We start from the raw sequence: 21,202 nt of genomic DNA, 5'->3' as shown, positions 1-21,202 counted from the left end.
AGAATTGACTTACTATGGCCAAAACCACTGACACTGCACCCAGCAACGCTGACGAACCCAAGCGTTCCCTCTTTTCCCGCAAGCCGAAAGCTGGCAAGCCGAACAAGGTTAAGAAGCCCAGCCGCATCAAGCAAATGGTGGACATCTTCAAGATGACCCGCCGCCACGATCCCTTGATCACGTGGCTCATGCTTGGCGCCTTCCTCGGGCTGATCCTGGTTTCCCTGGTGGTGACCTTGCTGGTTTCCCCCGGCAACTGGATCACCGGTTTGCTCGTCGGCATCCCGCTTGGTGTTTTGGGTGCGTTGCTGATCATGTCGCGCCGCGCCGAACGGGCCGCCTACTCTCAGATTGAAGGGAAGCCAGGCGCGGCCGGAGCCGCCTTGAGCTCCCTCAAGCGCGGTTGGATCTTTGACGAGCAGCCGGCTGCCGTTAACCCGCGCACACAGGACGTGGTTTTCCGCGCCATCGGCAAGCCAGGCATTGTGTTGGTCACCGAAGGTCCTTCCGCTCGTGTGAAGAGCCTGGTGGATGCGGAACGACGCCGCCTGTCCCGGATTCTGCCCAACGTCACCATCACCGTCATCGAGACCGGCAAGGGCGAGGGCCAGACCTCGATTGCCAAGGTCACGAAGAAGATGAACAAGCTCAAGGGCGAACTGACAAAGGTTGAGGTCAGCACTGTCAACAAGCGCATTGCTTCCCTCGGCAACAAACTGCCCATCCCCAAGGGCATTGATCCGAACAAGGCCCGCCCCGACCGCAAGGCAGCCCGCGGACGCTAAGTCGTTCAAGAAGTTTTTTGAGAAAGATGTTGGGCCCGGCAGGATTTCTGCCGGGCCCAACACCTTTAATGCCTAAGACCCTTGGGACACGCCCGGGTCGGAGATTTTCTTAGCGGCGTACGAGAATGGTTTTCATGGCCTTGTCATGGAGGCCCCGGTGGTCGGCGTCAATGATAATTGCCGGAATCACCAGACACACGAGCAGGGCCCGAACAACCCCTGCCAGCAGGCCTGCAGGGCCGCCGTCGAGCCTTGTCACTTGAATGCCCATGATCCTATGCCCCACACTGAATCCGAGTGTTCCGACCAGGAGCATTTGTTCGGCGGCAAAGATGGCCAGAATGGCATTGGGATTGCTGTCAAAAAAGGCAATCGCAATCAAATACGACAAGCCCCAGTCGATGCACAATGCCAGAATTCGCCGGCCTGCCCTGGCCATGGAACCTCGGCCGGATTCCGGAAGACCCAACCGAGCCCCCGGAAATTTGGATATATTGGATGTGTCCGGCCCAGCGAGCCATGAGCTTATGTCTTTACGATCTACCACCCCTCCAGCCTACCGTCGCGGCAGCAAAGCCCGAACTTCGCTAGGTTTGGAAGTCTTGTAACCTGCCCGAAACAATTCGGACACGATCAAGTAACGGGCTCGATCTAGGCTGGTCACAGTTGCACAGGCACCATGGCCGCACCCAGGCGGCCAATCCCCATAGCGCCGAGGAGCGTAGATGTTCAAGAACGCGGAAGAAGTACTCCAGTTCATCAAGGACGAAGATGTTAAGTTCGTCGATATTCGTTTCACCGACCTGCCCGGAGTCCAGCAGCACTTCAATGTGCCTGCCAAGACTGTAGACCTTGACTTCTTCGTCAATGGCCAGCTCTTCGATGGTTCCTCCATCCGCGGCTTCCAGGGAATCGCCGAATCAGACATGCAGCTGATTCCGGACCCCACCACGGCATTCGTTGACACCTTCCGCAAGGAAAAAACCCTTGCCCTGAACTTCTCCATCGTCAACCCGCGCACGGGCGATCCGTACCACCGCGACCCGCGTGGCGTAGCCGAAAAGGCTGAGGCATACTTGGCCTCCACCGGCATTGCCGACACCGCATTCTTCGGTGCAGAAGCCGAGTTCTTTGTTTTCGACAACGTTCAGTACGAGTCCTCACCACAGGGATCGTTCTACAAGATCGACTCCGAAGAGGCCAACTGGAACACTGGCCGCGAAGAAGTTGGCGGCAACTTGGGTTACAAGACTCCCGTCAAGGGCGGTTACTTCCCCGTAGCCCCCATTGACCACCAGGCAGACCTGCGCGATGCCATGTGCATTGAACTGGATGCCGCCGGCCTTGAGGTTGAGCGTTCGCACCACGAAGTTGGCGCCGCCGGCCAGGCTGAGATCAACTACAAGTTCAACACCTTGGTTCACTCGGCTGATGACCTGCAGAAGTTCAAGTACGTCATCAAGAACACCGCCTGGGCCGCAGGCAAGTCGGTCACCTTCATGCCGAAGCCTGTTTTCGGCGACAACGGCTCCGGCATGCACTGCCACCAGTCGCTGTGGAGCAACGGCACCCCGTTGTTCTACGACGAGAAGGGCTACGCCGGCCTGTCCGACTTGGCTCGCTGGTACATTGGCGGCCTGCTCAAGCACTCCTCCGCTGTATTGGCATTCACCAACCCGACGGTGAACTCCTACCGTCGCCTGGTCAAGGGCTTCGAAGCCCCCGTGAACATGGTTTACTCGCAGGGCAACCGCTCTGCCGGTATCCGTATCCCGATCACCGGTTCCAACCCGAAGGCCAAGCGCCTCGAGTTCCGCGCACCGGACCCGTCCTCCAACCCGTACCTGGCCTTCTCGGCTCAGCTGATGGCTGGCCTTGATGGAATCAAGAACCGGATCGAACCCCCGGCTCCCATCGACAAGGACCTGTACGAGCTGCCCCCGGAAGAAGCCAAGGACATCCCCAAGGCTCCGGAGTCACTGGAAGCGGCCTTGATTGCCTTGGAGAACGACAACGAGTTCCTCCAGGCCGGTGGCGTCTTCACTCAGGACTTGATCGACACTTGGATCGAGTACAAGCGCGAATACGAGATCAAGCCGCTCTCGCTGCGCCCGAACCCTTACGAGTTCGAGCTCTACTACGGCTGCTAGCTAGAACATGCGGCTAAACAGGGTTTAGTCCGCAAGCAGTCCGCAAGAGTAAAACCTTGAGACACAAAGATGGGCCGGAACATGGCGTTCCGGCCCATCTTTGTGTCTGCCCAAAAACTTATGAGCCGGACTTCTTTTCCTGTCCGCTGAGCGACTTTTTCCGGGCGGCGAGGACGCCGGCAACTGCGGTCCTCGAGGCTTCGTCCTTATCGGGCCACATGTGACTGTAAGTGTCCAGCGTGGTCTTGGCTGACGCATGTCTCAATCGAGCCTGGACAACCTTGACGTCCAACCCTTCAGAGATCAGCAGCGATGCGAAGTAGTGCCGCAGGTCATGGAAGCGGAAACCATCTGGCAGACCTTCAATGGTTGCCCTGGCGTCTCGGAACCTTGTTTCGAACGTGTACGGCGCCATAGTCCGACCATGCTCGGCGGCGACAATCGTTTCGGATCCAAGGATGGAAGGGTTCCGGTTGAGCTCAACGGCGAGCTCACGCGGGATGGGAATTGGCGTCTTCGAAGTTTCGGACTTGAGAGGGTCATCCGGGTACTGGATGGCGGGTGAAATGACCCCGCGCATGAAATCAATGTCTTTGGCCCTGAGTGCAACCGCTTCAGCAACACGCAGGCCGGCGAACGCACCCAAGAGGATGCCCGGCTTCGTCCATGCATCCATGGCGTCGTAGAGCGCCCAGACTTGCTCGGTGGTGGCAACGTAGGGACGCTGCTTTCCCATGGGCGGTGATGTGCGTCGGCTCAATGGTGATTTGGGCAGCAGCCCGTCGTGAACCGCGTCGGAGAAGATGTGAGACAAGCGGCTGTGCAGCGCGTAGATCGTGGAATCGGCCAGCCCCTCGGCTTTTAGATTGGCGGTCCATGACCTGATCTCTGACGGCCGCACGCCTGCCAGCACCTTATTGCCAAACGCCGCTTCTATGCGTTTGATGTGTGAGCGCGCCTGGCGTACTGATGAGGGACGGTTATTTTCGTAGCCCTTCAACCAAACAGCGCACCATTCCCCCACCGTAAGCTTCGCCCTCTTGGGATCGATATACGTGCCCGTCACCACTGCGGCGGTAACTTCATCCAGCCACGCGTTCGCGTCTATCTTCCGTCGAAAGTGCTGCGCGTGTTCTTTCCCGATAGCGTCTCTATACCGTGCACGCCACTTGCCATCAGGGCGCTTCTTTACGCTGGCCACGTCCGCCCATCCTTGCTCTGCCTGTAGAACTCATCCCGCTCATCGGCGTCAAGCGAGGAAAGATGATCATGCCAGAAACGAATTCGATCTTGGGGTGCCAACTCCCTGTACTTAGCGATCAGTCCCAGACTCTCATCAACTTTGCCATCTGGGATGGCGCTGCCATTGACCATTTCCTCAAGTTCGGACGCGACGCGAAGGGCTTCGGCGGAAAATTCTTCCCTCGCAATGCCCCAACGGGCGGACCACTGGGCGTAAGTTTCTGCCCTCTCGCCATACTCTAGAAGTTCAGCCATTAGCATCTCCCATGGCTCCATCGGAACGTCCACCAAGTCATCCAGCGCGGCCCCTAGCACTTGCGCTATTACAGACGCCTCCCCCAGTTTCGCCGGCCGCTCACCACGCTCAACGCGACTCACGGTAGTTGGATGAAAGTTTGACAGTCCCGCATCCCGGAGCTTGCCTGCAAACTCTGTCATGGACCAGCCCCTGGTTTCACGATATTGCTGGACCATAGCTCCGAAATGGGCGTCTGTAGGTATCTTCATTTCCCCATCATTTCACACATGCCGTAAGACCTCCACACAATACGTGTTGACATTCATCGAATCCATGCCCTACTGTTACATTTTGTAAGGCACCAACACACTACGAAAGGGCTGGTCGTGGAGACAAGCACATTCTTGAAGACGATGGATGAGGTTTCAAAGATGACCCGAATCCCGCTAGCGACGCTCAGGTTCTACAGGCACTTAGGGAGCAAGGGGCCGAAATCAGCGCTAATTGGCGGCCGCGTGATGTACCGGGAGCAGGATGTAATCGACTGGGTCAACGCAGCGTTTGATTCGGTCAGCAAATAGTGAAGTTCAGTCCCACGAATCAAAGTCTTGCTTCACCCGCAATTATCAAGATCCAAACAATAAAAAACGGCCCGAGCGCCACCTCTCACAGCATCGCTCAGACCGTCACAAAATCAGCCCAGTGTAAGGAACAGATTTTCTTGGAGTCTACCAGTTTCAGCAAAATTCCCGCAGGATACGATCAAGCGGAGCCCGGTTCGCCGGTCTTCTTTGCCGATGTAACTGAGGGCCGCGGTCACCATATCTACCGCGAGTTCGACCGCAGCACTAACGAATACCAGCTTCACTTCGAGTTGGATTTGGATCGGGACATGTTGCCGGCCGAGGCTATTGGCTTCGCGCAAACCATCCTGAAGCTCGCCGTTCCCATGCAGGAAGACCAGTTGGCGCGGGCAACAGCAGCACCGAGCATTCCGTCATGGGCAGAAACCGAGAACTATGACGAGGAAACAGACACCCTCTCAGGTCGCGGTCCCAGCATCCAACTGCATGACAACCACCAAAAGTGGGACATTCATTCGAATTGGTTCGAGGGCGGCGATGAACAATTCACCCTCTCCAAACGCTACCTTAACCACGCGGACCCAACAGAAGCACCTGACGAGTACTTCTCGTTCGAGTCCCGCGAGGAAGTCATGACCGTAGTGGCCGGCCTCGTCAGTCTCTTGGCTACAATCTCGGAGGACACCAAGTGAACACCACTGTCCTCTCCCTCAGCCCCATTCACGAGCATCTCGCTGAACTGTCTGCCACCCCAGTGGGGGCCATCGCTACCGCACTCGAGGCACGCCTCCGTGCTCGGTACGGAGCACCAGCGGACTTCCATCTGAACCTGACCGCTGGTGACATTCAAGACATGCTGGCCGACCGAGACTGGTCCGGAGAATGGGACGGTCCCACGATTCAGCTCGGCGACAGCAAGATCACGACCGGCTGGAACCCTGACACAGGCATCTACTTCTTCATTGACCATGAAGGCGACGGCCCTTGGTCCATCAGCCAGGCAAGCGCACTCGGTTCTGCTATTCAATCCCTGGCCACGCAGTTTGCTACCGAACCCAGCATCAATCACAGCGGCAACGAACAGTTGGAGGTCACACAATGAGCATCCAGGCGCCCACGGGTTACGCCAAGGTCAAAGAGGGCTCCGACCTTTGGGCGGGCCCCGAGTCCACGGACCGGGGATGGATCGTCACGCCAGCTTGGAACTCGGCCACGGGTAAGCACTTCTTGGAGGTCTGGACACCAAAAGACAACAGGCTGACACCCTCCGGAGCCCGCCGGCTAGCCCAAGTGCTGCTGGCCACCGCGGACGATGTGGAAGCCGCCAGCATGGGCGCGGAGAACACGAGAGTGAGGGGCCCCGAGACCGATGGCTAGGGACCGCGCAAACATCCGTGTCGATATGCTTTCGAACACTGACTATCGAAGCCTTGGGCTTGCAGCTCAGCATCTATACAAGATGCTCCTCATCCATCCGACGCTCAATTACGCCGGAGTGGCTGACTGGCGACCTGGACGTCTAGCGAAGATCACTCGGGGCGTGACCGCGAGCGCTGTGCGGGAAGCTGCTGCTGAGCTTCAGGCGGGTTCTTACGTCTATGTCGATGAAGATACCGAAGAAGTGTTCATCAGGTCTTTTGTCAGGCATGACGGGTTGCTCGCAAGGTATCGGATGCCGATTGCCATGGCCAATGCCTATGCGGATATCTCGTCACCGAAAATCAGGCGCTTCTTTGTTCATGAGCTCAGGCGCCTCAACGTGGCTAACCCCTCTATGGAGTACTGGAAAGAATCGCGAGTCTCCAGCATTCTGCAAGAGCCCTACGAAGACATGAAGACTATTGGTCATTCCGTGGGGTACGAGGACGAAGAAGCTATCGGGAACGGTGTCACCCATAGTGTCGGTTACTCCATAAGCACAGATGAGACTACCCCGGGTGCTACTTCTACTACTACTCCTACTACTACATCTACTGAAGTAGATAAAAGAGAGGCGCCGAAAAAACTCGGCACCCGCATCTCAGAAGATTTCCACGTGACATCCGAAATGGCTCAGTGGGCATCCGCCAACGCCCCGAACGCGGACATCAATATCGAGACCATGAAGTTCAAGAACTACTGGGAAGCGTTGCCAGGCCGAGGTGCAACGAAAATCAACTGGACCAAGACCTGGCAAAACTGGCTCCTCAACAGCCGAAGCTTCGGCAACGCTGCCAGCAAGCCAACAGCAACAGACAAGATCCGTGACACCTTCGCAAAGGGCCAAGCTCTTCAAGCGAAGTTCGACCAAAGCACTCAGCCCGAGTTAGGACAATGACCATGGAAATTCAGGACACAGCCAGCGTGCTGATCAAGATTCAGTCCTTCGACAACCGAATCGTCGATGACCCAAACATTTTGGCCTGGCACGAGATCCTGGCGCCGTACATGCTGCAGGACTGCTTGCAGGCAGTGAGCAAGTACTTCTCTAAGTATTCAGCGTGGATCATGCCATCCCACATTCTCGATCACGTCCGGGAAGTCGAAGCGGATCGCAGGAATGGTTTCCACAATGGCTGGCACCCCACACAGGCGGACGAGCAGGCCGGCAATTGGGGTGAAGTGTCTCGGCGCCTCAACAGGGCCGTGTCGACCGGAGAACTTACCCCGGCCGCCTACGACCGCTACCAAGAGCAGAACCTCACGCTAGATGCTGCTCTGGGCTTGGTGGCAATCCAGTGATCCCGGCAGAGGAAGCAATTCTCAGTGCCTCGATCCTCAGCAGCGGCGAATGCCTAGTCGGACTCAACCTCACAGGTAACGACTTCAGTACCCGTGCAGGCGGACTCTTGTTCGACCTGATCAAGTCCATGGCCGAGACGAGCAGGCCGGCAGACTTGATCACAATCACTCAGGCGATCAGGGAACTGCCATCTGACGAAAAGCGGGCCTACCCTGCCGCTCCGGCACTCAACGCATTGTTCGCGATGGGAGCCAGTGGCGCGGCGGTTCCATTCCATGCCGCGCTAGTGGCAGGCGAGGCGGCTCGGCGGCGACTGATCTCCACGGGCCAGTATCTCATCCAGTACGGCAACGAGGGGATGGATGTAGACATCCTTGCCGATAAGGCATTGGAACTCGTACAAGGGGCCGTAGCCGGCGTCTCAACCACTGTTGACTCCATCGGCGTGACTCTGGCCGACACGATCAATTCTTTTGGCGAACCAGTGACCTACTCCGAAACGCCTTGGCCAAGTATCAACCACCTCATGCAAGGCTGGCGACCAGGCGGGCTCTACGTCATCGGCGCCCGCCCATCAGTGGGCAAGACCATCGCAGGGCTACAGGCAGCAATCAAGCTGACGGCCCTTGGCCCGGTGGCTTTCATCTCCTTGGAAATGTCAGAGGTCGAACTGCAGAAACGCATGATCTCCCTAGATGCCAAGATCGACATCGGCCACGTCACCCGGAACAATCTCACCGATGAGGACACAAATCGCATGGCGCCCTCCATCCAGCGATGGGAGGCAATGCCGCTCTACGTAGATAAGACCCACGGTGCGAAGTTCACCGACATCAGCCGGCACGTCTGGTCAGTCAAGCGCCAACACGGGCTGGCCGCCGTTGTGATTGACTACCTGCAGCTCATGGAACCCTCAGACCCGAAGAAGAACGAGTACCAGACAGTCACGGAGAACTCACGGAAACTGAAACTCCTGGCCCAACAACTGGACGTCCCGGTAATCGCCCTGTCGCAACTGAACCGTAGCTCTGAACAGCGAGACGGAAAAGTCCCTCAGCTGTCCGACCTGCGCGCATCAGGCGGTGTCGAACAAGACGCTGACGTGGTCATCCTGCTCCACCGAGACCTCATGAAATCCCCGCACGAGATAGAGCTGATCGTAGCCAAGAACCGGCACGGCGTGACTGGCACCGCCGACATGGACTTCTGCGGCTACTACTCCGAGATCCGCGACCGCCAACAGGCCGCGTAGTCACCAAGGCGGTACTCGGCAGTGAGTACCCCCTAAACAAACACCTTCCCAGCAGGCCGACTCCACCCGGCGTCCGGCCATTCAGCCAACCCGGAAAGACAAAACCATGACCGTCTCGCATAACGAACTCACCCGTCTGATCCCCAGCGAAACACTCGAAATCCCGTGGAATCCAGTCGACAGGACACGCCTCTACCGCGTCCACATCACCAGCTATCCCGCAGGAAGCTGGGCCAAGTACGAATTCCCTGATGGCACAGGCTGCGATCCGACACTAAGCACCAGCTGGACGCCCGAAGGCTGGGACTCAGATCCGCGCTCGAAGGACAGGGACGGCAATACCGGTGACTTCTGGTGGCCATCAACCAGCCGCACCTACGCCTCACGATCCGCAGCACAAGAACGCGCCGCACTGGTCGAGTCCTACGGGGCGACCGCCATTGTGCTAGAGACCGCCGCCGCCTGGGTGCCGCTCGAAGAAGCTACCGCCAACCGTAAGAAGGTCCGCGACCAGGCACGCATTCAGAAGCTGCAATCCAAGATCGACCAGATCAAACAGGCTTAGCGCCGCGAAGAAATCAGACGCGTCCCATCCGATCAATAAAAAGTGGTGGCCACCTCGCACGGTGGCCACCACAGAAAATCCATCCAACCAGAAAGAAATTCATTGACTACCTTAGTTCAGATCCCGTTCCACGGCACAAAGATCATTGCCGATGCCAATGACGGGAACCCGCTGGTTGCTTTACGTCAGTCTTGTGAATCCATTGGACTCGCCTACTCGAAGCAACTGCAAAAGCTGAAAAACAAGCCGTGGGCAGTTGTGTCCCTCCGGGACATGACTGGCGCAGACGGTAAGACCTATCAGATGTCGATGATCGACCAGCGAACCATGACAATGTGGCTGGCCACCATCGATGTGGCTAGGGTATCCGAAGCCGCCCGACCAATCCTGATCGCCTTCCAGAACGAATCAACTGACGCACTGGACGCCTACTTCAACAAGGGTGTGGCCGTGAACCCGAGGGCGGGAATCACTGCACCGAATGGACTGCCCAAGAAGACCCGGGACCAGATTGAGCTGCTTGGTCTGGCCCGTGGTCTCGTGGATCAGAACTGGCTCGAGGGGAAGGCGCGGATTGTTCTCGCCCGGGCACTAGACGAGGTGCCCGAGATTCTCGATAGTCAGATCCCGCTCTACGTCGAGTCATACCTGAATGAGAAGTCCGGACTCACTGCGGCGCAAGCGAAAACGCTACGGTCCATCTTCGGGCGCAAAGTCTCCGCAGCCTACAAGGCACACCATGGCCGCGCCCCACAGAAATCCCCGGGAGAAGTGGGATCGCGCATCCGGGAAATCAACGCCTACATCGAAGCCGACCGCTGGCTATTCGACCAAGTCTGGAACGACGACTACGAAGTCCTTTTCGGCGCCACATTCTTCCAGGAGCTCTCGGCATGAACATCGCAACCACGGACCAGCCGCGTATCTTCTCACCCAAGCACCCTGTCTCAGTCGCAGTGGTCGAGGCGATCAAGAACTGCATGGACGTCCGGAAAGTTTCGAAGGCCGACATAGTGGCCAACAGTCACCTCACGTCACGCACCTTGGATAAGAAGCTGAAGCACAAAAGCCCACTGATGGTCAGTGACATATTCGCCTTCGCCCGCATCCTCGGTGTTTGCCCCAGCGTCTTGTTCGCCGCGGCAGACAATCAGACCTAACCACACCTCAAGACGCTTCGGCTGGGCCGCTCACCCAGTAGCTCAGCCGAAGCCCAAACCCCAAAGGCGAAATAATGACCCCCAAGAAAATCCGCTACGCAGCAGGACTCACAAACTATGTCATCACCAGAGATCTCTTGACTGGACACAAGACTCCACGGCTGAGGGACAATCCGGGGCAAGTCCATGCGGTCGTCAACAACACCCACCGCCCCGCCATGCAAGAACCATTCTTCGTCGAAGAAACCTGGGACTACCGGGCAGCCCTCTGCGGACAGCTGATCCGTGTCGTCATGCCACTCTCCTTTAAATCGACCGAGGAGAACGTTTGCCGCCGGTGTGTGGCAAAACTGTCCATCCTCGAGACGACCGACCTAACGAGGTTCGAGAGAGTCAGCATCGAAGGCTACTCACGCTGGTGGATGCCCAAGCTAAATCGCAATCCTTCTAGTACGCCGCAACAACCTACCGACCAACCCTCGAGGAGACGGTGACAGTATGAGTGTCTACAAGCCCTTGATGTGGTTCCTGAATAATGAATGCGGTGTGAATGAAAGCGGAGAGCCCGTGTTCATGAGCCCTCGGACCACGTTCTTGTTCGGTGACTTTGATCGGCGGACCGCGAGTGAAGTTGCCACGGGGTTAAGAGCAGCGCGTCGCCGGAATTTGAGGATCGACTTCAGGTTGTATGTCGTTCCGGCATTGATCTTGCAAGGAGGGGCGGTACTCTGCGTGTATGTAGTCCCATGGATGTTCGGTGATTTCTAGGGCAAGAAGATTCGCGACGCTATGGTCAGCAAGGCTGCTCCAATGGAAATTACCGATGAGATGAACACGGTCTTGCGTGTCTGTCGGGTCTTGAACTCTTCAAGTTCGCGTGTATGTATGTCCATGGGGCGGACCACAGACACTTTCGAAGATGCACCACGGTTTGGCCTGAGATCGGCGAACCGTACTAGCGCACCGTAAACCTGTGTCCCGACTGCGGTTGCCTTATGTTGCTCAGACGATTGTATTAGCACATCAATCACTGTGTTCCAGGGCATCGAGAAGTTGGGCTGTCGCCCCTGATCGAATATCAACCTGAGACGGCTTCTTCCCCCGTCTTCGCCTGAGCTGATCAAGAGCTGCTTTCGGTGCACCTCACTCAAAGCGAAGTATCTCTCGACCTGTTCAGCCATGGGTTCGTCATCCGGGATGACCCCGTTGGACTCGATTCTCAATGGCTTGAAGGAGCCCAGCGCATCAACGGCCTCCGCAAACTTGAGGAAAGATTGTTTGCTGGGAAACACGTAACTACTGCGCTCTCTATGCGTGTAGGTACTTCGCACGCTCTTATCGTCATCGAGAAACGGGATGATATCTGAATAAGGCTCAATCTCAGGCCTCGCCTGGATTTCATCGAACGCTCGTACCTTAGCTACGTAAGGCAGCTTGTTTGTCTGCCTTACCCACCACTCTGAAAGCCCCACCAACCACACCTTTTAGTTAATTGCCAAAAACAAGGCACCCACCATGTCCGGCAGGTGCCATTTCGTTTCTCTGAAAGGAGAACTAAGAATACCCAGATTGTACCAACCCGCCACACTCAACCAAGGCCAACACCACTCAATTTAGGGTTATGCCTCCACTAGGACTACAGCCGCAATTTCTTCGTTAGAACACCTGTTCGTGTTAAAATTAATCCAGCCGAACAAGTCGTTGGAGGACATGGAATGCAGACCGCTGATTACGAGCACATCCAGCTGAAGAACCGACTCACCACCCACCTGAACCGGATCCCTGAACTCCTTCGTGACCTCGACGTCACCATCACCATGCAAGCCAAAACGGGCGGCACAGGTGGAGGCGGCGTCTCACCCAGGGAGCGTAACGTGTTCCATGTTGGCGCCAGTGAGATCCGCAGCCGGTACCACGCGCTACTGTCTGGGCTCTGCATCATCATCGACAAAGACCTCGGCCGGTTCGAATACGTCACCGACGCCACTAAACTCGCCCACAAGGCCAAAGCCCACGCAGGCTGGCTAGCCACCCACGAAGCAGCAAACGACTGGGTGCGAGACCTCGATGACCTCGCCAGGGAACGAAACCGCGTCGTTGACCGGCAAGCTGAGGGGCTAGTCTTCGCCGGCCAATGCCCTACCGAAGCCGACGGCACAACATGCAACACTCCCCTATTCACCAATAAAGGTGAACCCAACGCTCGCTGCCCGAAATGCAAAGCCACCTGGGACGCCACCACCTGGCGACAAGAAGCACTCCAAGCAGCAGGCATCCACCAAGGCACCGCCGCCGAAATCAGCCGAGCAGTATCCGACCCCGTCACCATGGAAGGCATCAAGCCAGCCACCATCAGACAATGGGCATCCCGGGGCAAGATCGCCCCCATCGGACAAAACCACCTCGGCAAGCCCTTCTACCAAATCCGCAAAGTCCGCAACCTCTGGGCCAGAACGAAAGCCAACAGCTACGTCACGGTAGCGTAAACGTGTTCGAGAAATTATTTGACAACTCGAACACTGTCACATAGATTGGCCTTAGCGTCGAAACAAATGACGAAAGGCTCGAAGCAGAATCAATCGCTTCGAGCCTTTCGCCTATTAACTGCCTAGCGCAAGTCCGGACGCGCTTCCCTGATCATGGATTTAAGATCGGCATCACTAAAAAGGCCCGTGCCGAGAGCCGAACGCATTCGCTGCATTGCTTGGCTCATCGTCACACAATCGCCCAGCTGAACCGTTTGACCGTCAGCCTTGCGGGCAGCGTTTGAAAGTCGATTCAAATCCTTGAACACATCATCGAAACCACCAGATTTTCCCATTTTCACCTCCTCTCGCCTATGCACCCGACGATACGGGCAAGCACGGACAAAGTAGGCCCAATCGGGGCTCGACAAGCCAAAAAGAAGGGCCGATCACTCGCGAGTGATCGGCCCAACAGCACCTGGGTGGTGTTCGCTAGCGAATCAGTACCCTCTTTACGGCCGCATATTACCTAATGGCTCAGCGATCGACGTGCCTCAGAGACTATATCAACGAGGGACCACCAATGGCCAACCGACCGCCAATACACGGACACTCCAGACGAGTGACTAGGTGCATGTGGATAAGAATGTCAGTTCGGACTGAGACACTAGTCACATGACTAACAAAGAGTATGAGCCCTTCAAGATCACAGGAATCGTCACTGAATCTGTCACACAGCCAAAAAATGACGGCTCCCGAGGGTCCGGCCTGTATGCCATTCCGTTCTCATTGTCACGAAGCCTAAATCCATTTGAACAAGGAGCATTGGTTCAAGCTTGGGACAACCCTTCATCGTTCTCAACTATGCACCGGCCTGGCATAGCTAGTTGTAACGCATATCGTTTCGTCCTGAATGGCACCACCGTGGAAGAGGTTCGCGATCACCACATGGGAACTCTCAAAGGCGCGGTCGAAATGGCTAACGCAATTGCCAAGGAACAGCATGATCGAATTGCAGCTTCAATAGCTGACGCACAGACGAACGACCAACTTCACAAACGAAACATCAACGATGTTGCGGGAGGCCTAAAGTTCTAGCTCAATTGAAATAGGCCTGAGGTGGCCATCTCCCGCGCAGGGTAACGCGCACCGCCGCTGGTCGAGAGACAGCGGCACAAGGGCGGACAGTTACGACTGGCACGGGGTTCGCGTTCCCCGCCGCCCCACGAGTGCGTTCCCCCATGACGCAACGGGTCGCCGTCCCCAACTCATCGACGGCGCACACACTTCCTGCATGGAGACCGCAGGCCGGTACTGGGCAAGTCACCCAAAGCGCGGCCGAGGATCAACCCGGGCGCCGTACGGCATCGTGGTGGGATCACTGATCTGCGGCCTAAGAGCGAGGCGACGCTACGCGCCTACTCCATGCAGGGACCGAACCACCGGCCACCGTCTCAGCCAAACCGGAAGCATAAGCAGAGACATTTACTTAGGGAGCGGCATGGCGAAAGAACAATGGAGCGCCGAGTCACTAAGACTCCGAGCAGAAGCCCATGAAGCCATCGACAAGCTCAACCGGTCAATGGAGACCGACCGTGAAGCCTGGGGCCGCTACGACGACGACGAAGACAACAAGCACGACGTCAGCAACAAACACCTCACCGCATGGGTCATCATCAGCCAATACCAAGGCATGGAAGACCCCGAAGTATCCAACGCCCTCTACGCCACATCAGGATGCACCAACGCCACCAGCAAGGGCCTAGCGGCCTACGCAGCCGAAGCGTTCTAGATCCACCCAGCGCGCCGGGCTGGGCAAGACCCGGGCAACGCTGGTCGCAGTGGTGGTACCGACCGCTGCGGCTGGCAAGACTTAGGCAACCTTCGACGCCATCCGAACAGCGGCCGCAAACGTTTGGGCCTTCTCAAAATCGCCGCGCTTCACTTCCTGCGTCCACGCAAAATCAGGACCCTCGATCAACAAAAACGAGGTACCCCCGGTCTTCTTCTTTGCAGCGAAAGCGAACAGACCAATAGCAATCAACCTGGTCAACGTCACCCGAGACTCCAAAGCCTCGCCAGACTCCACCAAAGCAGTCACACCATCAAGGCCCTGCGACTCCCTGCCGAAACCTTTCAGCTTCTCAACACCATCCTTACGCAGGACGAACTCACCAAACGTTGCAACAGGAGCCTTCGCTGCCCACTCCTTGATACCCATGAGGTGATCCTATGCCACGCGCCCCCAAGAAATGCGGAGAGCTACGGTGCGAAGAACGAGTAACCGGCCGCACCTTCTGCGTCGATCACACACCACAATGGAAAGGCTCAGACCGCAAGGAAAGACTGCCAGCCAACTGGGAACAACTACGCCAAGCAACCGCCATGATCGCCAACGGACAATGCCAATGGGTAACCCTTGGCGTGCGATGCACTGTGCCAGGCACAGACTGCGACCACATCACAGAAGGCGACGACCACACTCAACACAACCTCCAATGGTTATGTGCCCCGCACCACCGCCAAAAGACCATTGGCGACGGACGAAATCGGGCAGTCAAAGTACGCCAAGCACATGCCGACCGCCAACGAGGGTGGGTATGAGCGAAAAAATACCCGGGGGGCAATCCCCCTCCCCGGGTTACCGTTGGAGCCCCTAAGGGGTCTGCACATTATTTTCCCGCTGAGTCTGGGGTTTTCGGGCCGACGCCTTTTGGCCCTTCCTCATGAGCCGCCTGGATGCTTCCAGATGGCCTAAATGGCCAGTTGGACCCATATTTGACCCGCTGCGAATTTGGGCCTTTTGAGCCGGACACCAATTTTCGACCTCGTCAACTTCCGCCTATTTACTGGGTTTATGTGTGACATTGCGGTAAGATAGAGGTATGGGATCAAGGACGTGCGCAGGGTGTGGGGAGCCGATCAACCTTAGGCGGGCTGGTGCGGTGACGTGTTCGGCTCGGTGTCGGAAGCGTGTTTCTCGGCGTCCGGCACATCCTGTTGAGATGACCTCTCGCGCTCGTTGGGTTCGGCGCGCCGATGATAAGCGTCCGTTGACGATCTCCGGTACTGCTGGGAGCTCCACCAACTCCCGCACATGGGCAACCTACGAGGATGCTGTGGCATCGTCTGCGGGCGTTGGTCTTGGGTTCGTACTGAATGGCGACGGCATCGGCGTGATTGATCTTGATCATGCGATTGTTGACGGCGTGATTCTTCCGTGGGCCGCCGAGATCCTGGCTGCCAATCCGGGAACGTTCGCGGAGGTTTCCCAGTCCGGTGAAGGCGTCCATATCTGGGGTTTGCTGGCTGCTGGCCGAGGTCGGAAGATCCGCGACGGACGGAACGTCGAGTTCTACTCAACCGGCCGGTATGTCGCACTCGGAACGCCGGTGGCTGGCACGACGGCGGCCCTGCTGCCTCTGAATCTTCCGGCGCACAAGATTGGCGTCTCTATCACCTAGCGTTCCCGGCATGGGGGCGTTCATTCGTTCCCGACAAGGGGGTTAGCTATGGCTGGACATGGACCTGCCCCAACTGGGCGTGCCGTACGCGGTGGTAATGGTGGCATGCGGATCATTGCCGCTGATCCGATGGATCAACCTGAGCTCCCGGAATTCGATGTCCGGATGGATGTTGATGGTGAGGTAACTTACCAGTCATTTGATTGGCCAGCGATCACTCGTACGTGGTGGAGCATGTGGGCGAATTCCCCACTCTCAGCAGAATTCACCTCTACTGACTGGTCGGAGCTGATGGACACCGCGCTGCTGCATGCGAAGTACTGGGGCGGTGACACAAAGCTCGCTGGTGAGCTTCGACTGCGCGTTGCTAAGTTTGGCGCGACCCCTGAGGATCGCGCCCGTCTAAAGATCCAGTTCGCCGCGGCTGACGAGGCAGAGGACCGCGGGCGTGCTCGCGCTTCTCGCGCTGGCTCTAAGCAGCCTGCCCCTGATGCTGACCCGCGTAGTGTTCTTCGCGCCGTAGTTTAGGCCGCCCGGTTGGGTGTGCTGATAGTACCCCCACTGGATGAGGTTCCTTACCCGACTTTGGGGCAGCTTGTTTGTGACTTCATTGAGGATCGGGCCGTGTATGGTCCGGGTTCTTTGAAGGGGTTGCCGGCTGAGTTGGACGCTGAGAAGCGTGCAGCTATTTATTCTCTCTACGAGGTGTTTCCGCAGGGCCATGAGTTGGCTGGGAGGCGTCGGTATAAGCGCGGGGGTTTGTCGTGGCGTAAGGGTACGGCTAAGACGGAGTGGGCGGCTTGGATTGCTTTTGCTGAGCTGCACCCTGAGGGGCCTGTCCGCTGCGATGGCTTTGACGCTTATGGCAACCCTGTGGGGCGCCCTGTGCGTGACCCGTATATCCCGATGGTGGCTTTCACTGAGGGGCAGGTTGCGGAGCTCGCGTATGGCGCTCTGATGGTTGTTGTTCAGGAGGGGCCGGACGCCGATCTTTTCGACGCTGGCCTTGACCGGATTATCCGTCTGAATGATCGTGGCCGTGCGGACGGTAAAGCTGTCCCGATGGCTGGCTCTCCTAACGCCCGTGATGGTGCCCGTACAACGTTCCAGCACTTCGATGAGACTCACCGCATGTATTTGCCGTCTCTTGTGAATGCTCACGAGACGATGATGGCGAACCTTGAGAAGCGTCCTTTGGATGATCCGTGGTCGTTGGAGACGACGACGGCGGGTCAGCCTGGGCAGGGTTCGGTTGCTGAGAAGACTCACCGTGAGGCTGAGGCTATTGAGCGTGGCGAGGTTGCCGATCCGGATCTGTTCTACTTCCACCGTGAGGCTGGCAAGCATCATGACTTGCTGACGATGGAGGGCCGAATTGCGGCTGTGTCGGAGGCTACGGGGCCGGTTGGTGAGTATGGTCCCGGGCAGTTCCGTGGCATCGCTAAGCAGTGGGACCGGCGTGGCGCTGACCGTTCGTATTTGGAGCGTGTGTGGCTGAACCGTTGGACTAAGTCCAGCTCGCAGGCGTTCGACGTCGTGCGCTATGAGGCGTTGCTGGTTCCGCAGAGGATTCCTGATGGTGCGTTTGTCACTGTCGGGTTCGATGGGGCCAGGTTTAAGGACTCCACCGCGTTCGTGGTCACTGAGGTTCTTACGGGCATCCAGGAGCTTTATCTGTGGGAGAAGCCTGCGGACTGGCCGGCTGACGAAGATGACTGGGAAGTTCCGGTTGAGGAAGTCAATTCGACCCTTGAAGACATCATGAAGCGCTTTGACGTTTGGAAGCTGTATGGGGATCCGCCGCACTGGGTGGAAACCATGGGTGACTGGGCGGCGAAGTGGCCGGATGTCATTGAGGAATGGTGGACGAACCGCACGAAGATTACCGCCTATGCGGTGCGGGCGTTCATTGAAGCTATCGACTCTGTATCAGTTCATCACAATGGAAACGCGGATCTGATCCGCCATGTTGGCAACGCTGGTCGAAAGGATTTGAGGATTCTTGATGACGATGGGAAGCCGCTGTTCATTCTGGACAAGCAGGAGAAGGAAAAGAAGTTCGATGGCGCTATGGCCGCTGTCCTGTCGTGGGCTGCTTGCCTTGACGCTCGCAAGGCTGGCGTCACTTCACGCAAGCGCCCGCCGTCTCGTATTCGTAAGATCCGCTAGTCCTGTAAGGGGGTTCTGATGTCGATCAAGGTTGATGAGAAAGATTCCCCAGGGTGGTGGATGGTGAAGCTGGCTGAGAAGCTGGCTGGCCGGCAGGAGCGTTTGGCGACGCTTGCGAAGTATCACGATGGGGACCCGCCGTTGCCTGAGGGTGCCGACGCTGCCAAGAGCGCCTATCAGTCTTTCCAGAAGAAAGCTCGGACGAACTTTGCTGAGCTGATTGTGGGTTCTGTCCGTGAGCGCTGCACGGTCCGCAGTATCAGGACCTCGGCCGATAACTCGGCGAAGGGTGACGCCGCGGCATGGCAGGTATGGAAAGACAACGGGCTTGATGTTGAGTTCGCTGACGTCCTTGAGAACATGCTGGCCCTTGGCGATGCGTACACGATCACCGGGTATGACGATGATCTAAAGAAGCCGGTCATCACGGGTGAGGACCCCCGACAGGTTGTGACTATTCACAACCCGGCGCGACAGTCCGAGGTGCGCGGCGCGATCAAGATGTTCCATGATCCTGAGGCCGCCCGTGACTATGCGTACTTGTTCCTCCCGGGCGTCCGATACGTGGCATTTGTTGACAATGAAAGCGCGGATAGTTCCCCGGCATTTGATCCTGAGTCTTGGTCTTGGGATGAAGAATCTGGCGGGGAGTCTGGCGAGGTCATCCCCGGCAACGTCGTCCCGGTTGTTCGCTACCGGAACCGGCGTGGCATTGGTGCATTTGAGACCCACATTGATGTCCTGGACCGTATCAACCACATGCTGCTGCAGCGCATGGTCATTGCGACGATGCAAGCATTCCGACAGCGTGCCGTGTTCGTTGATGACAAAGACATGCCGGAGAAGGACGAAGAGGGCAACGTCATTGATTATGACGCTATCCTTTCTGCTGATCCGGGCAGTGTTTGGAAGTTGCCGCTGACGGCGAAGCTGTGGGAGTCAGGTCAAGTTGACCTTCAAGGGATCTTGTCGGGTATCCATGACGACGTTGTGCATTTGGCTGCAGTGACGCGTACCCCGATTTCCATTCTTGCGCCGGATAATCAGTCAGCTGAGGGCGCTAAGGCGTCGGCGGATGGGCTAGTTTTCCGCTGTGAGGATTTGCAGACTCGGGCGACTGCAGGATTGGCTCAAACGTTCAGCTATGCGTTCCTTTTCGCTGGGGATGAGAAGCGTTCAGATAAGTCAACCATCGAGGTTGGATGGTTCCCCATCGAGCGGCACAGTATTTCTGAGAAGTACGATGCTGCTTCCAAGGCTGCCGCTTCCGGTGAGCCGGAAGAGTCAATTTGGGCTGACGTTCTGCAGAAGACGCCGGAACAGATCGACCAGATGAAGTCGGCACGGATGGATCAGGCGATGCTTGTTCCGAATGCTGATGAGGGGCTGACGCCGATTGAGGCAGCCGAGGCGTTGTCTGCCAAGGCTGATGCGATGGGTACGTTGATTCGTGCCGGCGCTACTCCTGAGGATGCGGCGCGCCTTGCTGGCCTTGAGGGTCTGACGTTCCGTCCAGGCGGGCCGGTTACTTGGAAGACTGAGGCGGCGTTCTAGTGGCCGCCGATCCGAGGATCAATAAGCTAATCGATGCTCATTCCGTGACGAGGCAGCAGCTGTCTTTGCGGGCGGCTGCTGCCGTTGAATCTCTGGTGAAGGGTTTCGATGGCTGGTATGACCATGACGCGATCACGGCCATGACCAATCAGATTGTGACGGTCGTGGAGGCGGCTCAGCGGCAGACAGCGAACGTGACCGAGGCGTACTTGCAAAGGGTCGCTTCTGAGGTGTTCGTTGGTTCTGTGCGTCCATCTGGGCCTATTGATCCGGCGACGCTTCGGCAAGGTGTCACGCATGCGGGCGCTTATGGGCGTCTGGCTGATCAGTACCGCTTTCAGGCATCGATCGGTGCGGCGCCGGCGCTAATCAAGCAGGCGGTCCTTTCTCGTGCCACGAGCATGGCCAAGACGGATCTTGATCTTGCGTTCCGGGCCCAGTCCAAGAACTTCATGGTCAAGAACCGGGTGGACGGGTACCGGCGCATTATCCGTCCTGAGCGGGCCGTGTCCGGTACGTGCGGGATGTGTATCGCTGCATCTGACCGCATGTACTTCCGCGGCGATCTTCTACCTATTCATGGTGGCTGTGGTTGTGGAGTCTTGCCAATCAAGAACGGCAAGGATCCGGGTGTGGCTGTGAACCGGGAGGATCTTGATCGCCTGTACGACGATGCGGGGTCAACGGCCGCCAAAGACCTTATCAACACGCGGTATGTGATCAACGAGCATGGCGAGATTGGCCCTGTTCTTGGTCGAGAGGGAGATTCCTTCCGCGGACCAACTGACATTCCCTAATCAACTTTCTTGAGGCTCCCGGCATGGGGGCCTTTTTCGTACCCCTGTCAAGGAG

General features: G+C 57.3%; 27 protein-coding genes and 1 pseudogene. 21 read left to right on the top strand and 7 right to left on the bottom strand.

Features of this window, described 5'->3' with window-relative positions; translation table 11 throughout:
- Positions 1-14 precede the first annotated feature (14 nt).
- Complete coding sequence (locus BLV41_RS04400) at positions 15-785, top strand: DUF4191 domain-containing protein (protein WP_074710756.1); 771 nt, start codon at positions 15-17, stop codon at positions 783-785.
- Positions 786-894: 109 nt separating this feature from the next.
- On the opposite strand, the gene BLV41_RS04395 is transcribed toward BLV41_RS04400, so the two are convergent.
- A complete protein-coding gene (locus tag BLV41_RS04395) occupies positions 895-1,332 on the bottom strand; it encodes an RDD family protein (RefSeq protein WP_044570993.1) in 438 nt (145 codons plus the stop codon).
- A gap of 178 nt (positions 1,333-1,510) precedes the next feature.
- Here BLV41_RS04395 and glnA point away from each other — a divergent pair, with 178 nt between their 5' ends.
- Entirely contained in the window at positions 1,511-2,935 is a 1,425-nt protein-coding gene (gene glnA, locus BLV41_RS04390) for a type I glutamate--ammonia ligase (RefSeq protein ID WP_044570990.1), read from the top strand.
- Between the two features lie 118 nt (positions 2,936-3,053).
- On the opposite strand, the gene BLV41_RS04385 is transcribed toward glnA, so the two are convergent.
- The 3 genes and pseudogenes from BLV41_RS04385 to BLV41_RS22980 all read right to left on the bottom strand — a co-directional run.
- On the bottom strand, positions 3,054-4,136 hold the full coding sequence (locus tag BLV41_RS04385) for a tyrosine-type recombinase/integrase (RefSeq protein WP_074710755.1): 1,083 nt from the start codon (positions 4,134-4,136) through the stop codon (positions 3,054-3,056).
- Positions 4,124-4,432, bottom strand: a complete 309-nt coding sequence (locus BLV41_RS22385) for a hypothetical protein (protein WP_244516729.1) — start codon at positions 4,430-4,432, stop codon at positions 4,124-4,126. Before BLV41_RS22385 ends, BLV41_RS04385 begins: the two co-directional genes overlap by 13 nt.
- Before the next feature lie 45 nt (positions 4,433-4,477).
- Positions 4,478-4,651: pseudogene (locus BLV41_RS22980) on the bottom strand (helix-turn-helix domain-containing protein); the annotation flags it as partial.
- A 177-nt stretch (positions 4,652-4,828) separates the two neighbouring features.
- On the opposite strand from BLV41_RS22980, the gene BLV41_RS21560 reads away from it, so the two are divergent.
- From BLV41_RS21560 to BLV41_RS04330, 11 genes are all read left to right on the top strand, one after another.
- The gene (locus BLV41_RS21560) at positions 4,829-4,996 is read left to right on the top strand and encodes a MerR family transcriptional regulator (protein ID WP_139244424.1); all 168 of its coding nucleotides are present in this window, start codon (positions 4,829-4,831) and stop codon (positions 4,994-4,996) included.
- A gap of 140 nt (positions 4,997-5,136) precedes the next feature.
- Positions 5,137-5,691 (top strand): hypothetical protein, encoded by a 555-nt coding sequence (locus tag BLV41_RS04375; protein WP_139244204.1) that lies wholly within the window; start codon positions 5,137-5,139, stop codon positions 5,689-5,691.
- Positions 5,688-6,101, top strand: a complete 414-nt coding sequence (locus tag BLV41_RS04370; protein ID WP_074710752.1) for a hypothetical protein — start codon at positions 5,688-5,690, stop codon at positions 6,099-6,101. Before BLV41_RS04375 ends, BLV41_RS04370 begins: the two co-directional genes overlap by 4 nt.
- A complete protein-coding gene (locus BLV41_RS04365) occupies positions 6,098-6,376 on the top strand; it encodes a hypothetical protein (RefSeq protein WP_074710751.1) in 279 nt (92 codons plus the stop codon). Before BLV41_RS04370 ends, BLV41_RS04365 begins: the two co-directional genes overlap by 4 nt.
- Positions 6,369-7,316 (top strand): hypothetical protein, encoded by a 948-nt coding sequence (locus BLV41_RS04360; RefSeq protein ID WP_074710750.1) that lies wholly within the window; start codon positions 6,369-6,371, stop codon positions 7,314-7,316. Before BLV41_RS04365 ends, BLV41_RS04360 begins: the two co-directional genes overlap by 8 nt.
- Before the next feature lie 2 nt (positions 7,317-7,318).
- Positions 7,319-7,720, top strand: coding sequence for a hypothetical protein (locus BLV41_RS04355; protein WP_074710749.1), 402 nt, complete (start codon positions 7,319-7,321; stop codon positions 7,718-7,720).
- A complete protein-coding gene (locus BLV41_RS04350; protein ID WP_074710748.1) occupies positions 7,717-8,973 on the top strand; it encodes a replicative DNA helicase in 1,257 nt (418 codons plus the stop codon). The genes BLV41_RS04355 and BLV41_RS04350 overlap by 4 nt, the downstream gene beginning before the upstream one ends.
- Positions 8,974-9,079: 106 nt before the next feature.
- Positions 9,080-9,538, top strand: a complete 459-nt coding sequence (locus tag BLV41_RS04345; RefSeq protein WP_074710747.1) for a hypothetical protein — start codon at positions 9,080-9,082, stop codon at positions 9,536-9,538.
- Positions 9,539-9,640: 102 nt separating this feature from the next.
- Positions 9,641-10,435, top strand: coding sequence for a phage antirepressor N-terminal domain-containing protein (locus BLV41_RS04340; protein WP_074710746.1), 795 nt, complete (start codon positions 9,641-9,643; stop codon positions 10,433-10,435).
- On the top strand, positions 10,432-10,698 hold the full coding sequence (locus BLV41_RS04335) for a hypothetical protein (protein ID WP_074710745.1): 267 nt from the start codon (positions 10,432-10,434) through the stop codon (positions 10,696-10,698). Before BLV41_RS04340 ends, BLV41_RS04335 begins: the two co-directional genes overlap by 4 nt.
- A 74-nt stretch (positions 10,699-10,772) precedes the next feature.
- Entirely contained in the window at positions 10,773-11,192 is a 420-nt protein-coding gene (locus BLV41_RS04330; protein WP_074710744.1) for a hypothetical protein, read from the top strand.
- 270 nt (positions 11,193-11,462) lie between these two features.
- On the opposite strand, the gene BLV41_RS04320 is transcribed toward BLV41_RS04330, so the two are convergent.
- Positions 11,463-12,170: a hypothetical protein gene (locus BLV41_RS04320; protein ID WP_074710742.1), complete on the bottom strand. Its 708-nt coding sequence runs from the start codon at positions 12,168-12,170 to the stop codon at positions 11,463-11,465.
- Positions 12,171-12,413: 243 nt separating this feature from the next.
- Between BLV41_RS04320 and BLV41_RS04315 the strand changes: the two genes are divergently transcribed.
- Entirely contained in the window at positions 12,414-13,184 is a 771-nt protein-coding gene (locus tag BLV41_RS04315; RefSeq protein ID WP_074710741.1) for a hypothetical protein, read from the top strand.
- Positions 13,185-13,306: 122 nt separating this feature from the next.
- Here the strand turns inward: BLV41_RS04315 and BLV41_RS04310 are convergent, their stop codons facing one another.
- On the bottom strand, positions 13,307-13,519 hold the full coding sequence (locus BLV41_RS04310; RefSeq protein ID WP_074710740.1) for a hypothetical protein: 213 nt from the start codon (positions 13,517-13,519) through the stop codon (positions 13,307-13,309).
- A 319-nt stretch (positions 13,520-13,838) separates the two neighbouring features.
- Here BLV41_RS04310 and BLV41_RS21555 point away from each other — a divergent pair, with 319 nt between their 5' ends.
- Both BLV41_RS21555 and BLV41_RS04305 read left to right on the top strand, forming a co-directional pair.
- On the top strand, positions 13,839-14,261 hold the full coding sequence (locus tag BLV41_RS21555) for a hypothetical protein (protein ID WP_139244202.1): 423 nt from the start codon (positions 13,839-13,841) through the stop codon (positions 14,259-14,261).
- Positions 14,262-14,664: 403 nt separating this feature from the next.
- Positions 14,665-14,955 (top strand): hypothetical protein, encoded by a 291-nt coding sequence (locus BLV41_RS04305; RefSeq protein ID WP_074710739.1) that lies wholly within the window; start codon positions 14,665-14,667, stop codon positions 14,953-14,955.
- An 81-nt stretch (positions 14,956-15,036) separates the two neighbouring features.
- On the opposite strand, the gene BLV41_RS04300 is transcribed toward BLV41_RS04305, so the two are convergent.
- Positions 15,037-15,384 carry a hypothetical protein gene (locus tag BLV41_RS04300; RefSeq protein WP_074710738.1) on the bottom strand — a complete coding sequence of 116 codons (348 nt, stop codon included), beginning with the start codon at positions 15,382-15,384 and terminating at the stop codon, positions 15,037-15,039.
- Between the two features lie 784 nt (positions 15,385-16,168).
- On the opposite strand from BLV41_RS04300, the gene BLV41_RS04290 reads away from it, so the two are divergent.
- The 5 genes from BLV41_RS04290 (at position 16,169) to BLV41_RS04270 (ending at position 21,147) form a co-directional block, all read left to right on the top strand.
- Positions 16,169-16,627, top strand: a complete 459-nt coding sequence (locus tag BLV41_RS04290) for a DNA primase (protein WP_139244201.1) — start codon at positions 16,169-16,171, stop codon at positions 16,625-16,627.
- A gap of 48 nt (positions 16,628-16,675) precedes the next feature.
- Positions 16,676-17,155, top strand: coding sequence for a phage terminase small subunit (locus BLV41_RS04285; protein WP_074710736.1), 480 nt, complete (start codon positions 16,676-16,678; stop codon positions 17,153-17,155).
- A 357-nt stretch (positions 17,156-17,512) separates the two neighbouring features.
- Complete coding sequence (locus tag BLV41_RS04280) at positions 17,513-18,796, top strand: hypothetical protein (protein WP_211481601.1); 1,284 nt, start codon at positions 17,513-17,515, stop codon at positions 18,794-18,796.
- Between the two features lie 18 nt (positions 18,797-18,814).
- A complete protein-coding gene (locus BLV41_RS04275; RefSeq protein ID WP_074710734.1) occupies positions 18,815-20,350 on the top strand; it encodes a phage portal protein in 1,536 nt (511 codons plus the stop codon).
- A gap of 44 nt (positions 20,351-20,394) precedes the next feature.
- Positions 20,395-21,147 (top strand): hypothetical protein, encoded by a 753-nt coding sequence (locus BLV41_RS04270; RefSeq protein WP_139244200.1) that lies wholly within the window; start codon positions 20,395-20,397, stop codon positions 21,145-21,147.
- Positions 21,148-21,202: the final 55 nt, after the last annotated feature.

The organism is Arthrobacter alpinus (assembly GCF_900105965.1).
GTDB lineage: Bacteria > Actinomycetota > Actinomycetes > Actinomycetales > Micrococcaceae > Specibacter > Specibacter alpinus.
The sequence above is the reverse complement of the archived record's forward strand: the minus strand, read 5'-3'. Positions and strand labels throughout refer to the sequence as shown.

Excerpts from the sequence above, each read along its gene's own strand:
- BLV41_RS04400 (WP_074710756.1), top strand. The coding sequence starts at position 15 with ATGGCCAAAACCACTGACACTGCACCCAGCAACGCTGACGAACCCAAG.
- glnA (WP_044570990.1), top strand. The coding sequence starts at position 1,511 with ATGTTCAAGAACGCGGAAGAAGTACTCCAGTTCATCAAGGACGAAGAT.
- BLV41_RS22385 (WP_244516729.1), bottom strand. The coding sequence starts at position 4,432 with ATGGCTGAACTTCTAGAGTATGGCGAGAGGGCAGAAACTTACGCCCAG.
- BLV41_RS21560 (WP_139244424.1), top strand. The coding sequence starts at position 4,829 with ATGGATGAGGTTTCAAAGATGACCCGAATCCCGCTAGCGACGCTCAGG.
- BLV41_RS04365 (WP_074710751.1), top strand. The coding sequence starts at position 6,098 with ATGAGCATCCAGGCGCCCACGGGTTACGCCAAGGTCAAAGAGGGCTCC.
- BLV41_RS04360 (WP_074710750.1), top strand. The coding sequence starts at position 6,369 with ATGGCTAGGGACCGCGCAAACATCCGTGTCGATATGCTTTCGAACACT.
- BLV41_RS04355 (WP_074710749.1), top strand. The coding sequence starts at position 7,319 with ATGGAAATTCAGGACACAGCCAGCGTGCTGATCAAGATTCAGTCCTTC.
- BLV41_RS04345 (WP_074710747.1), top strand. The coding sequence starts at position 9,080 with ATGACCGTCTCGCATAACGAACTCACCCGTCTGATCCCCAGCGAAACA.
- BLV41_RS04335 (WP_074710745.1), top strand. The coding sequence starts at position 10,432 with ATGAACATCGCAACCACGGACCAGCCGCGTATCTTCTCACCCAAGCAC.
- BLV41_RS04330 (WP_074710744.1), top strand. The coding sequence starts at position 10,773 with ATGACCCCCAAGAAAATCCGCTACGCAGCAGGACTCACAAACTATGTC.
- BLV41_RS04315 (WP_074710741.1), top strand. The coding sequence starts at position 12,414 with ATGCAGACCGCTGATTACGAGCACATCCAGCTGAAGAACCGACTCACC.
- BLV41_RS04310 (WP_074710740.1), bottom strand. The coding sequence starts at position 13,519 with ATGGGAAAATCTGGTGGTTTCGATGATGTGTTCAAGGATTTGAATCGA.
- BLV41_RS21555 (WP_139244202.1), top strand. The coding sequence starts at position 13,839 with ATGACTAACAAAGAGTATGAGCCCTTCAAGATCACAGGAATCGTCACT.
- BLV41_RS04305 (WP_074710739.1), top strand. The coding sequence starts at position 14,665 with ATGGCGAAAGAACAATGGAGCGCCGAGTCACTAAGACTCCGAGCAGAA.
- BLV41_RS04300 (WP_074710738.1), bottom strand. The coding sequence starts at position 15,384 with ATGGGTATCAAGGAGTGGGCAGCGAAGGCTCCTGTTGCAACGTTTGGT.
- BLV41_RS04290 (WP_139244201.1), top strand. The coding sequence starts at position 16,169 with ATGACCTCTCGCGCTCGTTGGGTTCGGCGCGCCGATGATAAGCGTCCG.
- BLV41_RS04285 (WP_074710736.1), top strand. The coding sequence starts at position 16,676 with ATGGCTGGACATGGACCTGCCCCAACTGGGCGTGCCGTACGCGGTGGT.
- BLV41_RS04275 (WP_074710734.1), top strand. The coding sequence starts at position 18,815 with ATGTCGATCAAGGTTGATGAGAAAGATTCCCCAGGGTGGTGGATGGTG.